Source organism: Nitrospira sp., assembly GCA_037045225.1.
Taxonomy (GTDB): Bacteria; Nitrospirota; Nitrospiria; order Nitrospirales; family Nitrospiraceae; genus Nitrospira_A.
Map to the genome: position 1 here is coordinate 3,033,745 of JBAOHZ010000009.1, position 13,573 is coordinate 3,047,317.

14 protein-coding genes are annotated in these 13,573 nt (G+C 59.4%); 7 read left to right on the forward strand and 7 right to left on the reverse strand.

The genetic code is table 11. The annotated features are described in order from the left end of the window. The first annotated feature begins 7 nt into the window (after positions 1–7). From queC to V9G17_15095, 4 genes are all read left to right on the forward strand, one after another. Positions 8–706: a 7-cyano-7-deazaguanine synthase QueC gene (gene queC / locus V9G17_15080; GenBank protein MEI2753923.1), complete on the forward strand. Its 699-nt coding sequence runs from the start codon at positions 8–10 to the stop codon at positions 704–706. A gap of 97 nt (positions 707–803) precedes the next feature. Next, entirely contained in the window at positions 804–980 is a 177-nt protein-coding gene (locus V9G17_15085; protein ID MEI2753924.1) for a hypothetical protein, read from the forward strand. Positions 981–1,006: 26 nt separating this feature from the next. Beyond that, positions 1,007–1,399, forward strand: coding sequence for a cytochrome c (locus V9G17_15090; GenBank protein ID MEI2753925.1), 393 nt, complete (start codon positions 1,007–1,009; stop codon positions 1,397–1,399). Between the two features lie 187 nt (positions 1,400–1,586). After that, positions 1,587–2,414: an SPFH domain-containing protein gene (locus V9G17_15095; protein MEI2753926.1), complete on the forward strand. Its 828-nt coding sequence runs from the start codon at positions 1,587–1,589 to the stop codon at positions 2,412–2,414. 85 nt (positions 2,415–2,499) lie between these two features. Here the strand turns inward: V9G17_15095 and V9G17_15100 are convergent, their stop codons facing one another. Further along, on the reverse strand, positions 2,500–3,231 hold the full coding sequence (locus V9G17_15100; GenBank protein ID MEI2753927.1) for a hypothetical protein: 732 nt from the start codon (positions 3,229–3,231) through the stop codon (positions 2,500–2,502). A 294-nt stretch (positions 3,232–3,525) separates the two neighbouring features. Between V9G17_15100 and malQ the strand changes: the two genes are divergently transcribed. The 3 genes from malQ to V9G17_15115 are packed head-to-tail and all read left to right on the forward strand — an operon-like array spanning position 3,526 to position 8,374. Continuing rightward, positions 3,526–5,787 carry a 4-alpha-glucanotransferase gene (gene malQ, locus V9G17_15105; protein ID MEI2753928.1) on the forward strand — a complete coding sequence of 754 codons (2,262 nt, stop codon included), beginning with the start codon at positions 3,526–3,528 and terminating at the stop codon, positions 5,785–5,787. Between the two features lie 30 nt (positions 5,788–5,817). Then, positions 5,818–6,969, forward strand: coding sequence for an ATP-binding protein (locus V9G17_15110; protein ID MEI2753929.1), 1,152 nt, complete (start codon positions 5,818–5,820; stop codon positions 6,967–6,969). Between the two features lie 13 nt (positions 6,970–6,982). After that, entirely contained in the window at positions 6,983–8,374 is a 1,392-nt protein-coding gene (locus V9G17_15115; GenBank protein ID MEI2753930.1) for a sigma-54 dependent transcriptional regulator, read from the forward strand. A 7-nt stretch (positions 8,375–8,381) separates the two neighbouring features. Here the strand turns inward: V9G17_15115 and V9G17_15120 are convergent, their stop codons facing one another. From V9G17_15120 to V9G17_15145, 6 genes are all read right to left on the reverse strand, one after another. Then, positions 8,382–8,828 (reverse strand): hypothetical protein, encoded by a 447-nt coding sequence (locus V9G17_15120; GenBank protein ID MEI2753931.1) that lies wholly within the window; start codon positions 8,826–8,828, stop codon positions 8,382–8,384. Continuing rightward, positions 8,825–9,079, reverse strand: coding sequence for an Lrp/AsnC ligand binding domain-containing protein (locus tag V9G17_15125; protein MEI2753932.1), 255 nt, complete (start codon positions 9,077–9,079; stop codon positions 8,825–8,827). Before V9G17_15125 ends, V9G17_15120 begins: the two co-directional genes overlap by 4 nt. A gap of 130 nt (positions 9,080–9,209) precedes the next feature. Then, positions 9,210–10,916 (reverse strand): hypothetical protein, encoded by a 1,707-nt coding sequence (locus V9G17_15130; GenBank protein ID MEI2753933.1) that lies wholly within the window; start codon positions 10,914–10,916, stop codon positions 9,210–9,212. Between the two features lie 110 nt (positions 10,917–11,026). After that, positions 11,027–11,521, reverse strand: coding sequence for a response regulator (locus V9G17_15135; protein MEI2753934.1), 495 nt, complete (start codon positions 11,519–11,521; stop codon positions 11,027–11,029). Positions 11,522–11,560: 39 nt separating this feature from the next. Beyond that, entirely contained in the window at positions 11,561–12,403 is an 843-nt protein-coding gene (locus V9G17_15140; GenBank protein ID MEI2753935.1) for a hypothetical protein, read from the reverse strand. Between the two features lie 185 nt (positions 12,404–12,588). Continuing rightward, positions 12,589–13,278 carry a hypothetical protein gene (locus V9G17_15145; protein ID MEI2753936.1) on the reverse strand — a complete coding sequence of 230 codons (690 nt, stop codon included), beginning with the start codon at positions 13,276–13,278 and terminating at the stop codon, positions 12,589–12,591. Positions 13,279–13,573 lie beyond the last annotated feature (295 nt).

A 13,573-nucleotide genomic window follows, 5' to 3' on the forward strand; every position in this document is an offset into this window, starting at 1 on the left:
GTCTCCTATGACTCACGTCGATCCGACGGCCGTGGTGTTGCTGAGCGGTGGATTAGATTCTACCGTCACGGCTGCCGTTGCCAAGCAGGATGGGTATCGGATTGCCTGCCTGACCATCGCTTACGGCCAGCGCCATCAGGTTGAAGTCGCGCGGGCGAAGGCCGTCGCCACGGCGTTGGGTGCGATCCATCATGTCGTGTTGGATCTGGATCTGAGAGTATTCGGCGGCTCCGCTCTGACGGGCGACGTCAGTGTGCCCAAAGACCGCACTCACGAGGAACGATCCGGCGAGATCCCCGTCACCTATGTACCGGCCCGCAACACCATCTTCCTCTCCTTGGCTCTGGCCTATGCTGAAACGCTTGGGGCGTACACGATTTATTTCGGGGCGAATGTGTTGGACTACTCGGGCTATCCCGATTGTCGTCCCGATTTTATTCGAGCATTTGAATCGGTTGCCCGGCTTGGAACCAAGATGGGGAGTGAAGGCCGTGCGGTCGAGGTGCGTGCTCCCTTGTTGATGCTGTCCAAAGCCGATATCGTGCGCCGCGGGCTGGCCCTCCGAGCCCCCTTGGGACTCACGCATAGTTGTTATGATCCCGGTGTTGATGGCGTGGCCTGCGGTCGGTGCGACAGTTGCCGGATTCGACGCGAAGGCTTTCGCCTGGCGGGAGTTGTGGATCCGGTCCCCTATGCGATACTCTAGCCGTGAAGTCGAGGAAATCTGTCGACGCACGGATCGATTGATGCGCAGTACAGATGTTGACGACGTGTCAGATCACCCAATCACCAGATAGCACATTATGACGCCTGAAGAATTTTTCATGTACCTGATCATCGCCCTGGTGATCATTGCGCCGATCGGCGCACGAGTCTATCGCCGGTTGACCCTGAATCGGACGACACAATTGCTTCGGGATCAGCTGAAACAATCGCAGGCCACTCAGACGACACCCCCGCCTTCTGAGCCTCCGCGATGAAGCCAATCAAAGTCAGGAGTATTCAGATGAAGGTCTGGATGATGGGAATCGGGCTTGCGGTGATGGTGGCAGCCCTGGCGGCGTGCGAGTCCAATGCGACGAACCAAGATGCGGCCAAGCCGGCTGGCGGCGCGACACCGGCGGATATGCAGGTCGGCGAGGCGAAATTCGCTGCCAATTGTGCCGCCTGCCACGGAGTGCGCGGGGTCGGGACCAAACAGGGGCCGCCGCTGGTCCATAAGATCTACGAACCGAATCATCATGCCGATCTGGCGTTCCAGCGGGCGGCAGAAAACGGCGTCCGTGCTCACCATTGGGAGTTCGGTAATATGCCGAAGATTGAGGGTGTGACGTCTGGGGACGTGGAACACATCATTCGATATGTGCGATGGCTGCAGCGGGAGGCAGGGATCTATTAATTCGACTCCTGCCGTCCTCACCCGTCCGGCTTGTCCTCCCTTCTCACCAAGTCCCGTTCAGTGTGTCATTATTTGACAACGTCTCCGTACGGTTCGTAAGGTATCAACATGGCATCATGGGAGCGTCGACACTCGCAGGGTGTCGTGCGGTGCCCCCGCTGCTCAGACCTTTTCACAGGAGGACCCTATGAAATACGGAGCCTGGTCCATGTTGGGGACTGTAGGGCTATTGCTGGTGACGTCAGGTTGTGTGGCGATCGAAGCCGGCCATGAAGGCGTTCTGGTCGAGCAACCATTCTTCTTCGGCCATGGTGGTGTGGACGCTGCGCCCTCCAAGACCGGACGGGTTTGGGTTGCGCCCACGACGAAGGTCATTGAAGTCGACGTCCGGCCGTTACAGTACTCGGAGCATTTCGACATCATTTCAGCGGAAAATGCTCCGGTATCCTTCGATGCGTTTATGATCGCCAATGTGGTTGAAGGTCGCTCTCCGGAGATCGTCGGCCGCTACGGCACCAATTGGTATCAAAACAATGTAAAGGAAGCCTTCCGTACATTCGTGCGGGAGGAAGTGCAGAAGTACCCGCTGTTTCAGCTGACGACCGATCCGACGACCCGGACAAAGCTGCAGGACGCCATTGCGCGTGAAGTGCAGACCAAGCTGATCGATAAGCAAAATATGCCGATCAGGCTGAATCGAGTCGTTGTCGGCAGTATTCTGCCGCCGAAGGGTGTGGTCGAACAGACGACGCAAACGATTGTGCAGGAGCAGCGAAAGATTACGATGGTTGAGTTTCAGAAGGCGGAAGAGGCACGTGAAAAAGCCGAGAAGCAGCGAGGGATCGCGGATCGCGCGTATCGTGAATCGCTGGGACTGACGGCGCCGGAATTTGTCGATCTGCGGCGCATCGAAGTGCAGAAGGAAATCGTGCAGCACTCACCCGCGGCCTTGACGGTCATTATGGGGTTGGAGCGAGTCGGTATTAATATGCCGCCGCTCGCTGGTGATCGGTAACGCCCGGCCAGCGAACGACTTGACGTGTGACGAGAAGGAGCCAGCGGCGGAGACTGTCCGGCGCTGGCTCCGGCCACGTGGCGGACTACTTTACCACCCAGACACGGTAAGTTTTTGCATTGAGCGGCTTGGCGATCCTGAGTGTGCCCACCTCACCGGGATTCATCACATCGTCGCCCGCTACGGTTTTTCTTGCCGGGTGGCGGCTGCTCCGAACCAGCAGGCCTTGGTCGTCGTAGAAGTCCACCATCACATCGGCTGATTCGCGAAGGCCACCCTGGTAGGCGGTCCCGAGCCAATCGAGACGCTTGAGTGCTTGGTACACGATGACGAGCGCGCCGTCGGCATCTTCGCGCGCGCTGACAATCTTCAGCGCACGATTCTGATCCAGGCCGGGCTCTGGTCCCCCCGTCGTCTGGGCGATCAAGACTTGCTTCACCTCATCGGCGTGGAAGACGGCCTTTATTTTGCAGTAAACGGTGTGCCCCTTTGCGCTTTGGTGCACGATGTGGTGATCGGAGACATGTTGCGAGGCGAGCGTGTGGACCAGATTGCGGAAGAGCTTTGAGTCTACGATTGAACCTGTCTGCTCTCGCACCGCGGCTGCGTTACTGACGGCCTGATACAGCGCTTCGGTACAGGCATGCTGCTTCGCTTCCTCCACGGTTTCCGGCTCGTGGTAGGCATACCGATAGTCCCCGCTGACATCTACCCGTGCTTGCTCAGACGCAGCCTGGGCCGAGGCGCCAAGTACGACACAGGGGAGGACGAGCGCCAGCAAGGCGCCGCTTCCTGAAAGTGATCGCTGCGGGGTCATACAAGCCACCTCCCTTTTTGTGGCTGGTTCCACAGAGTGCATGTACGCACGATGCGAGTCTCAGCGCTAGATTATGCTACCACGCCTCTGACGTGGCAGCAATGTGGTTGAGGGGAGGACATGGTGCCTCAACCAACATCGCTGCGCGCCCCGGGCAGCCGCCTATGAACGGGTTTGTGTCGGTGCGATGCGTAGGCCCGTGGTCGTGCGAAGGATGTCGCGGCGCAACCGTGAGGAAAAACATTGGATGCCTTGACTTGATGCAGGTCTTCACTCACACTCTGGCACGACACTATGTACGACAGTACTGAGCAAGATCTCCTGCGCCTTCTCGCCTCACGGGCCGGTATTTTACCCGAATATCACGACATTGCCGGCACGCTGCATGTCACCAGCGACGACACGCGTCGCGCCATCCTGTCCGCCATGGGCTTTCAGGTTGCGTCGCGCGAGTTGCTCACGACCGAACTGCTGGCCTGGGACGAATTGCCGTGGCAACAGGCCTGTGACCCGATACTCATTCTTCAACAAGGATATGGCCCTACGCAGTGGGCGTTTCGTCCTATGCTGGAGGAGGGGGAGGAGCAGGATGTCTCCGTGGCCTGGACGATCACCGATGAGAGCGGTGTGAACGTGCATCGCGAGGCTTCCGGCCCGGGCCTCGCTCCACAGGAGATCCGGTCGTCGGCCGGGCGGCGCATCGTGCGCTTTGAGTTGCCGTTAGTTTCAGACCTGCCACTCGGCTACTACGACGTGGCCGTCGCCACTACCGGCAGCAAGGTGATGACCAAGGGGGCGCTCCGCGTCGTCGTGGCCCCGCCGCACTGTTTTGTGCCGGAGGAGATGGCCCGGGGTGGTCGTATGTGGGGCTTGGCGGTGCAGCTCTATTCACTTCGCTCTGAAACCAATTGGGGTGTGGGTGACTTTACGGATTTGTCTCGGCTGGTTGAATGGGCGGGCAAGGAGTTAGGTGCCGGCATCATCGGATTGAATCCGCTGCATGCGCTGAAGAATTCGCGTCCGTATCACCTCAGTCCCTATTCCCCGACCAGCCGGCTCTTTTTGAACGAGCTGTATATCGACCTTGATCAATTGCCTGAGTATCACGCCTCGGCTGATGCGCAACAGCTGCGGAACAGCGCGGAATTTCAGAAGGGATTGGAGCAGGCTCGCACCGCCGACTTGGTGGATTCCGAATCCGTGGTCAAGGCGAAGCGTACGATGTTGGATCTGGCGTATCGGCAGTTCTTGACGGATAACTATTCGGGGACTGAACCGTCGCTGGAACCGACTACCCCTCGTGGAGGGTTACTGCAACGATTTATTCGTGACGAGGGGGACTCGTTGGAGTGGTTTGCGTTGTTCCAGGTGCTGGAAGAGGAGCGGCGCGTGATCGAACTGTCGCCCACGCTTTGGCCTGAGTGGCCGCCGCAGTATCGGAGTCCCGACGCACCGGGCTTGCGCGAGTTTGCGAGGGGGCACCGTAAGCGGGTCCGGTTTTTCCAGTATGTGCAGTGGGTGGCGGCGGATCAGTTGCGAGCGGCCAAGACCCGCGCGTCTCAAGTGCAGATGACGGTCGGGTTGTACCCCGACCTGGCATTGGGGAGCGATCGCAATGGGGCGGAGGCGTGGATGCTGCAGGATGTGCTCGCGCTCGGTGCGGACTGCGGCGCTCCACCGGACGCATTCGCTCCGCAAGGACAGAATTGGGGGTTCGCTCCGTTTCATCCGCTGCGTCTGAAGTCTACGGGGTATCGCGCGTTTATTGAGCTGCTTCGGAAAACACTCCAGCAGGGTGGTGCGATCCGTATCGACCATGTCATGGCGCTGTTCCGTCTGTTCTGGGTTCCCCGCGGGATGAGCGCAGCCGCTGGGGCCTATGTGCAGTATCCGGCGGAGGACCTGCTGCGGATTCTCGCGCTGGAAAGTCTGCGCGCCCAGACCTTGGTGATCGGAGAAGACTTGGGGACGGTGCCAGACTATGTGCGGGAGCAGCTGGCGCGGTACAAGGTCCTCTCCTATCGGGTGTTTTATTTCGAGCGCGAGTGGGATGGGGCGTGTAAGTCTCCATCAGCCTATCCCGACCAATCCCTCGCGGTCGTCACCACCCATGACCTCCCTACCCTGAGCGGTTATTGGGTGGGGGAAGACATTCGATTGCGGGCGAGGTTGGGGATGTATGCGAACGAACAGGCCGTGCAGCAGGCGTTGCACGAGCGAACGCGCGACAAGGGCCAGATTCTTCGTGCCCTGGGCGGGGCTGGATTGTTGCCCGCTGGCGTGAGTGATCAACCCGGCGCGGTTTCGACGATGACGCCCGCCCTGTGTCGAGCGATTCATGTTTATCTAGCCTCATCGCCGGCCTGGGTCGTCATGGCCAATCTTGACGATGTTATCGGCGAAGTCACCCAAATGAACCTGCCGGGAACCGTGGATGCCTATCCGAACTGGTCGCGTAAACTGTCGTTGTCTCTGGAGGAACTCCAACGGGATGAACGCGTACACTCACTCGCCGCTGCCGTGCGTCCTCTTCGCCCCTCGGCCGCAACCTTCTGAACGGTCTTTCCTGCGCGGCACGACATTGCCATGAAGAGTCGGAATTCGGTGGTCCTTGCCATCGCCGCACTGTTGTTCCTCATCATCACGGTGATGGAATGGATGTTCCCACTGAATGTAGTGGGTGCATTCGGGTTTGTGTTGCCGATTTTGTTGGTGGCGACGCTCCGGAACCGATGGCTCATGGTCTTGACGCTCGCCTTGTGTGTCCTGGTCACGGTTGTCGGTCTCTTCCAGCCGGGCAAGAAAAAGGACCGATTCACGGCCGTCGTGTTTAATCGCGTCATGGTGGTCTGTGTCCTGGCCGGAGTGGCCTCGATCGGGGTGACCTGGGAGGAGCGCAAGGCTCGCGAAGAAGCCGCCAGAGCCGCCTTAGCCACACAAACCGAGCATCTGTTGCGGGCGAATACTCAGCTGGTCGAGATCAAAGACAAGCTGGCGCGATCGGAGCGATTAGCGGCTGTGGGGCAATTGGTGGCGTCGGTGGCGCACGAGGTCGGGACTCCGTTACATTCGATTGCCTGGCATGTGGAAGCCTTGGCTGAGGAGCCTGGTGTGACCCCGGCGATGCAGAAACGCATCGCAATCGTCGATGAACAGTTGAATCGTGTGGTGCGGATCATTCAAGATCTCTTATCGTCGACGAGGCAACGGAAACCTGAACCGACCTGGTATCCCGCCGAACGCCTGATCGAGCCGGTCGTCGCGTTAATGGAACCGGGATACCACGCCAAAGATGTGGTACTGCAGGCAGCGGTGGCGCCGGCTCTGCTGGTGTGGGCCGATGCAGAAAAGATTCACCAGGTGTTAGTGAATCTTCTGACCAACTCCCTGGCCGCTACTGGAGCGGGCGGGCGGGTGACGGTGACGGTGAGCCTCCGACAGGCCTCCGCGGATGAGCGAGACCGCGCAACCTGCACCGGTCGGTCCGACCTCAGGACGGTGGCTATGCTGGTGGTGAGCGATTCAGGATGTGGGATGCCGCAGGAGGATGTAGATCGAGTGTTCCAACCCTTCTTTACGACGAAGGCGGTGGGAAAGGGGACGGGACTGGGGTTATTTCTGAGCCACGAGGCTGTGTCGGCTCATGGTGGGAGTTTGACGCTGGCGAGTGAAGTTGGGACCGGCACGACTGTCACGGTCGTGTTGCCTGGTTTGCCGTCGGATTCGGCTGCCGCATAGCGGAAGGAACTGCATGGGTCAGGCGAAATTATTTGTGGTGGATGATGATGAGGCGGCGCGAACGTTGTTGGCGGAAGCGCTGGTGCAGGAGGGGTATGAGGTCGAGGCCTTTTCCAGCGGCCAGGCTGCCGTGGAGCGCGGGAAGCAATCCCGGGCTGATGTGGTGTTGACCGATATTCGCATGGTGCAAGGTGACGGGTTTCTCGTTTTGAAGGAGTTTAAGAAATTCAGCCCGGAGACCTCGGTCGTGTTGTTGACCGCGTTCGGTTCGTTGGAGGGCGCGATCGAAGCGATTAAACAGGGCGCCTACGATTACTTGGCCAAGCCGTTTAAGAGAGAAGACATCCGCCTGGTGGTCCAACGTAGCCTGGAGCATTGTCGCCTCGTACGAGAGAATGCCCGCTTTCGTGAGGATGCGCGCGTGCGCGAGCCCTGGTCGCAGTTGGTCGGCAGCAGTCCGGCCATGCTGGAGGTCTATAAATTGGTGGCGCGGGTGTCGGAGGGGCGGAGCACCGTGTTGATCGAAGGGGAGAGCGGAACGGGAAAGGAACTGATTGCGCGGGCGGTGCATTTGAACAGTCCGCGTCGCGAGAAGCCGTTCATTCCCGTGAACTGCGGCGCGCTCCCTGACCATCTGCTCGAATCGGAGATGTTCGGTTATGAGAAAGGGGCGTTTACGGGAGCGGTCGGCGCGAAGGCCGGATTGTTTGAGGCCGCCAATGGCGGTACGTTGTTTCTCGATGAGATCGGCGATCTCGGCCAGGCCTTGCAGGTGAAGCTGCTGCGGGTCATGCAGGAGCAGGAGGTGCGGCGGGTCGGCAGCACGGCGTCGGTGAAGGTCGATGTACGCATCATTGCTGCGACCAATCGCGATCTGGCCACGCTCGTCAAGGAAGGCAAGTTTCGCGATGACTTGTACTATCGTCTCAATGTGGTGCGGATCGCTCTGCCGTCTCTCGCTGAGCGACGCGAGGACATTACGATGCTCGCGCATCACTTTCTTCAAAAATACGCGAAACAATCGTCGCATGTGAGGGGATTTCTGCCCGAAACGATGGCGATGCTGAAGGGATATCACTGGCCGGGAAATGTGCGTGAATTGGAAAATGCCGTGGAACGGGCCGTGTCTCTAAGCCATGGCCCGCTGCTGCTGCCTGAAGATCTGCCGGAATCGATTAGGGATGAGCCGGATTCAAGCGAGGTCCTCAAGGGGCAGGTTGAGGGGGATCCGGACGCGCTGTTGACCTTGGATGAGGTTGAGAAGCGGCATCTGGCGCGGGTGCTCAAAGAAACGAGGGGGAATAAGGTGAAAGCAGCGAAGATCCTGGGGATCGATCGGCGGACCTTGTACCGGATGGCGGAGCGGTTTGGATTGGATTTCGGCGAGGAGGCGGAGGACAAGTAGCGTAGCGTTACAATAATCGAAGCGCGTTCTTCAGCCGTCGTATTTCGTTCGCCGCACTTTCCGGCAGCGGCGTCTCTGCATCCTCCCACGAATCGAAGATCCCATCTTTCCCGCGATGAAACACTTGGAGCCGGAGTCGTGTGGTGGTCTCGTCTTGTGAAACCACTCGCGCTTCCACCCGGCTTTTGCCCACGCCGAAACGCCAACGCAGGAGTCCGTTCCAAGGACTTCGAATTTCCTTCCGCGCCCCGGTCGTCACGTTGCCGTCGTCATCCAGATCGACGGTATAGCCCTCTTGGGTGAGGATATCGGAGAGGGCCGTTTTCACGCGCTCGGCGGGAACAGGCAGTGTCACCTCCACGACGTCGGGCTCGGGAACGGGCGGCCCCCCCGCGCATCCGGAGACGGCTAGGACGAACACCCATGCCACGATGCCCAGGGCGCGCGTGCTCATTTGGGCTTGTCTTCCTGAAGGCGATAGACCATGTGCGTATCGGTCTGATCAACACCGGGTATCGCGTGAATTCTTGCGAGCACGAGTTGGGTCAAGGCATCTTGATGCGGAATTTCGACGATGGTGAAGATGTCGGGCTTTCCCCAGCAGGGGTCAATTTGTTTGATTTCTTTAATGTCTCCGAGGGCTTTCACGACATCAGTCGTTTGGCCGGGATGCACATTGATCAACACGTACGCTCGGTCAGACATGCGGGGGATCTCCCGTAAGGTGGTGTGAGGCGTCGGTCACGCCGGAACACGAATCGAAACCTAGCGGATTACTTTGGATGAAGTCAACAGAACGCGCTTGGTTCGGGCAGGGCGGCTGGCGCGCACTGCGTTACTTGGGTGCCACGATGACTTCCACCTTGTACGTGTCGCTGACGGTCGAGAGGTCGGCTTCCAACCCGCGAGGGTTCCCCACGCGTCCATCCGGATCGTAAATAAAACATACCAAGCTGGTTCCGTTCGGGCGTGAGGAAAAGTGCGCTTTGTCAGCGGCAATTTGTTCCGCGATGTCTCGAGTCGTCAACCCTGAGCGGGTTTGTTTGACGACGACCACCGTCTGGTCCCAGTCGAGCAGATAGCTGGTCCGACGTTCGCCGTTGGTGTAGGCCGGGGCCCACTCTTCTGTGCCGACCTCGTCGAACTGTAAACGGAGTAGGGCGTAGAACAGGTCCTGGAGGTCGTACTCATCCGTGATTTCCAGCGTCGGTCGATATTCCTTTCGCAGGCGGAGTTGTCGAGCCACCAGGTGAAAGCGTGCGCACATTCTGCGGAGCGTGTCGAGCGTGGCTGTTGCTGAACGGTGGTCGTCTGTCGACGCCTGAAGAGGGGCGACTAGTAACGGTGGTGACGCGGGTGATTGAGTGGCCGCCGCGACGGCTCCTTCCGGTTTGGCCATGGGGGTAGACGTCGCCGTGGACGGTGTGTCGATGAGAGCCGGGCGGGAGGAAATATCTGGAGTGATGGGTACCATGTCGCCCGGATTTTTTGCCGGAGCAACCTCCGTAAGAGATGGGGACGGTGTCGACGGCGTGCACGTGACCGGAGCCGGTTTGGCGGCCAGGCTGTCTGTAGGCTTGAACCATTGCTCCAGTGGCAGGGGTGGTGGGATCGGATTCGTCGGCATACTTACGGAGTCTAGGCTCACTCGCGGAATCGGGGGGATGGTTCCCGATGGAACGGGTGATTGGACCGGTGTCAGGGGTGCTGCTGATACCGGAGGTTCTACTCGGCGCGCGGTCTGTTCCAACGGGGCGGTAGTTTTTGGTACCGGAGAAGGGGCCGTAGATTCTGTCGGTCTCGATGGTGATGGGCTCGCGGGTGCTGCCGTAGGGGGTACGGCAGGAACCACGGCGGCTCCAGGCGCGATTGAAGGGAGCGGCGGTGATGGCGCTCCTCGCTGTATCGACGAGTCCCGAATCGGTTGGGGGGCAGCGGCTGAGGTGGTTGGAGTGGGCGTGGTTGTCATCGCCACCGGTGTCGTCATCACGAGTGGAGCCGGAGTCTGCGTGGGAGGACTGAGATTCGTCGTCTTGGTCACTGCGACGGTGGCCGGGGTTCCGGACATGGTGACAGCGGCAAGGGGCGCGGGGCTGTGAGCGTGCTGTGTTGTGAGTGGCTCGGCAGGTCGACTGGGAGGAACCGCCGTCAGTGGCGGGCGTTCGGGTGCCGCTGGTGAAGGTGTCGTGGGTGTAGCGGGTGCAAGGCCGAGGAGTTCGGCTTTTTGCTGCTCCAAAGCGACGATCAATTCTTTGAGCAGCGTGGTGCTCTGTGCGGACTCGGCGCGGGTACCGATTCGGAGTTTGTGATTCTTGTGTGCCTGATACTCCGGCGACTTTTCCCCGAACAGCCGCCGAATCGTTTCCCGAAAGGAGAGTTCGGTTCGGGCGCGAACCGCTTCGCGGTACGGAAATCCATCGCGACCCAGATCGTCGATCTGAGTGTTGAGTTCGCGCAATGTGGTGATGCCGCGAGTGAGTTCTTCGACGGCGTTCGGTTTCGATCGGCTGCGCTGCGGCTCGCTTGCTTTCGCTCGTGCCATGCCTATGGTCCCTCTCGTGAGAAAAGTCTATCCGAGCGGCGCTGGTCTGACAAGAAATCCCTGCCTTATCTCTGATGAGATGCCAGGCAGGGGGGGGCGGCGCAGGAGCGTTACCCCACCCACTCGACATCGCCGTTCCCGGATCGAGCCGCGTGTTTCGGGTCTGGAGTGGCAGGAGGGCCTGCCAGCACCTGCTGCACGAGTGACAACAGCGCGGCACTCGTAAAGGGTTTCTTGAGAAAGACCAGCCCGTCCCGTACGAGGCCGCGATTCTGCAACTCAGAAGCCGGGTTGCTGGACATGAGTATTGCGCGGATTTCTCGTTTTCCCTGGATGAGCCGTTCAACCATGTCCAGGCCGTTCACGCGGGGATAGGGGTTCTTGTCGACGGAAAGTTGGAAACCGGGAGGAGGGAGAAAAACGTCGGCGATCACGAGATGGATCGGGGAGGGGTGTTCTGCATACAGTTTGAGCCCCTCAGCGCTGCCCGTTGCCTGGAGGACCGTGTAGCCGGCATCCCGCAAGGGCTTCGTACTCAGGAGCAGGGTTGTGGGATCGTCGTCTATGATCATGATTGTGGGGAGGGATGCTCTGTCAGTGGCCATGTTGGACTCCTCTAGCCGCAGTGCCTGCACGCCGCGGCGCTAGAAGGGAGGGCGTTGTTGCTTCAAGCGTTCGTATTCCCGCTGCTCACAACTGCTTTGTTTCGCGCGTAAGGATTCAGGGACTTCCGCGAAGCGAACCGTGCAATAGCTCTGGGCTTGGCGTCGTCGATCGAGGTCTTGTTGCTCTTCGAGTTGCTGAAGACGGGCAGTGAGATCAATCGCCGGAAGCTCGTTGCCTGCGGGAGTGTCCTGTCGCGTGGGCGTCGGTTGATCGTCGCTTGAGCGTGGGTGAGGGCCGTGTAGTTGCCAGCGTGTCAACACATCGTCCTGATTGAACACAATGGTCAAGCCAAACTGTGTGTACTCCCAGACCAGCTCCCCCTGATCCGGGCGCGCCCAGATCGAGCGGGGCAGGCCGTATCGATTCCAAATCTCATCGCGTAACATGCCGACGCGTGGTGTCAGGTTTCGGACGGCCGTGATCTGCGCTTGGATCGGAGAAATGTCTTTCTGCGTGCCGGGACGACGGTGTTTCGCCAGGGACTCCAGTTCACTACGAGACACACGCAATAATCGCCACACGGTGACAAGTCCTTGTGCGCAGTCTCCAGGATGCTGGTCCTCGAAAATCATTTGTGTCTCGATGGGAAATCCTCCGACTTCCTGGGTGCGGGAGAAATTCTTGATCTCCTGGATTGCGGCGACGTAGGCCCGTTGCCGCCCCTCTTCCGCGTTGGGGGCGCAGGACGCGCGTCCTGTAAAAAACACATCGTCGCCGAAATGGAAGAGCGCTTGTTCGGTCCAAAATGGGCGATTCTCCACCGCCCACACCGTGGAGGCTAAGAGAAGGCTGAGGGTGGTGATGACAAGGTAGTGGACCATAGGTGCATCGGACAACGGACCACCAGGGAACGGCCTACTTGCAGTATAGCTCTCGGGTCAAAAAAAACGACAAAAGAGCGCTTTTGCGCTGAGACGAGTTGGAGAGAGACGTCCCAGGCCATGCCGGGGAAGTACGGGCACAGCCTTCGCGATCGATCCTGAAAATGGAAACGGCTTGGAGATGGTTAATAATTCGTGGAACTGGTGGAACTGTCTTTACTGGATGTGGCAGGGGGCGTGTGGGGCTTCTGCGAGGGTACTTCGCTCGTCATGAGGCCAGACCCTGGAGGGCAAATGTTTTCCGGTGCAGTGGCACCCGGATTGCGCATGCCCCAGGCAGTTGCGAGGGCATGGCAGGTCAGTAGGCTCACACCGTCTTCGATATTGCTGAACCGTTCAGTGGACTGAGCCTTCCCGCTCCATTCGATTTCTCCGGTGTTGACATCGACGGCCCGTAGGGCAACGGTGGCGGAGTAGACCCGTTGGCTGTGCGGAAATCCGCTGCTCCAACTCAAGGCATCCCAGGATCCGACCTCGGCATTGCTAAAGACCACGAGGCGTGCGCCGACGAGTTTGGCCATTCGGAGCACATCCGTTTCGAGATATTGAAATCCTGTGAGGCTGACCTTTTGATCCGCGGCCGCCTGCAGGACCTTGGTCTGGTCCACCACCAGAATACCCTTTTTTAGCAGCCAGGTGCTTGCGCTTTGGACCGTGTCAGGACGACCACCCCAGACGACCGCGCGGGTGTAGGGAGAGGGGAGTTTGGAGTGGAATCCATCGGTTGTGGGTGTTTCGAGGAATGTGTACCCACGACAACCGGTTGTTGCCAGGAAGAATAGGGACAGGCCTATGAACAGGAGTGTCGGTTTCATGGAGCTCGTCAGAGGAGAATCGGCCGCGTATCGGAAGAGTGCAGGATGTTTTCCTCAAAAACCATCGGGACGGCGCGTCTCACAGTAGGATCATTAATTGCCCGTATTATACATGACCAATTCTACCTACGTCTGCTCTAATCGTCGAGGGCGCAGGGCTGGCGTCACGGTCAGTCGGGCACATTGCCCCTACGTAGGTGCCTCGCCTCGAAGGTTTGACGCAGACATTAGCGCGTGCGTTGAGTTCGCAACGTGTACGTAACGATGAGGTGATCCAGAGGAGAATGAACGTCTT

Coding starts and splice junctions, on each gene's coding strand:
- queC (MEI2753923.1), top strand. CDS start 8: ATGACTCACGTCGATCCGACGGCCGTGGTGTTGCTGAGCGGTGGATTA.
- V9G17_15085 (MEI2753924.1), top strand. CDS start 804: ATGACGCCTGAAGAATTTTTCATGTACCTGATCATCGCCCTGGTGATC.
- V9G17_15090 (MEI2753925.1), top strand. CDS start 1,007: ATGAAGGTCTGGATGATGGGAATCGGGCTTGCGGTGATGGTGGCAGCC.
- V9G17_15095 (MEI2753926.1), top strand. CDS start 1,587: ATGAAATACGGAGCCTGGTCCATGTTGGGGACTGTAGGGCTATTGCTG.
- V9G17_15100 (MEI2753927.1), bottom strand. CDS start 3,231: ATGACCCCGCAGCGATCACTTTCAGGAAGCGGCGCCTTGCTGGCGCTC.
- malQ (MEI2753928.1), top strand. CDS start 3,526: ATGTACGACAGTACTGAGCAAGATCTCCTGCGCCTTCTCGCCTCACGG.
- V9G17_15110 (MEI2753929.1), top strand. CDS start 5,818: ATGAAGAGTCGGAATTCGGTGGTCCTTGCCATCGCCGCACTGTTGTTC.
- V9G17_15115 (MEI2753930.1), top strand. CDS start 6,983: ATGGGTCAGGCGAAATTATTTGTGGTGGATGATGATGAGGCGGCGCGA.
- V9G17_15120 (MEI2753931.1), bottom strand. CDS start 8,828: ATGAGCACGCGCGCCCTGGGCATCGTGGCATGGGTGTTCGTCCTAGCC.
- V9G17_15125 (MEI2753932.1), bottom strand. CDS start 9,079: ATGTCTGACCGAGCGTACGTGTTGATCAATGTGCATCCCGGCCAAACG.
- V9G17_15130 (MEI2753933.1), bottom strand. CDS start 10,916: ATGGCACGAGCGAAAGCAAGCGAGCCGCAGCGCAGCCGATCGAAACCG.
- V9G17_15135 (MEI2753934.1), bottom strand. CDS start 11,521: ATGGCCACTGACAGAGCATCCCTCCCCACAATCATGATCATAGACGAC.
- V9G17_15140 (MEI2753935.1), bottom strand. CDS start 12,403: ATGGTCCACTACCTTGTCATCACCACCCTCAGCCTTCTCTTAGCCTCC.
- V9G17_15145 (MEI2753936.1), bottom strand. CDS start 13,278: ATGAAACCGACACTCCTGTTCATAGGCCTGTCCCTATTCTTCCTGGCA.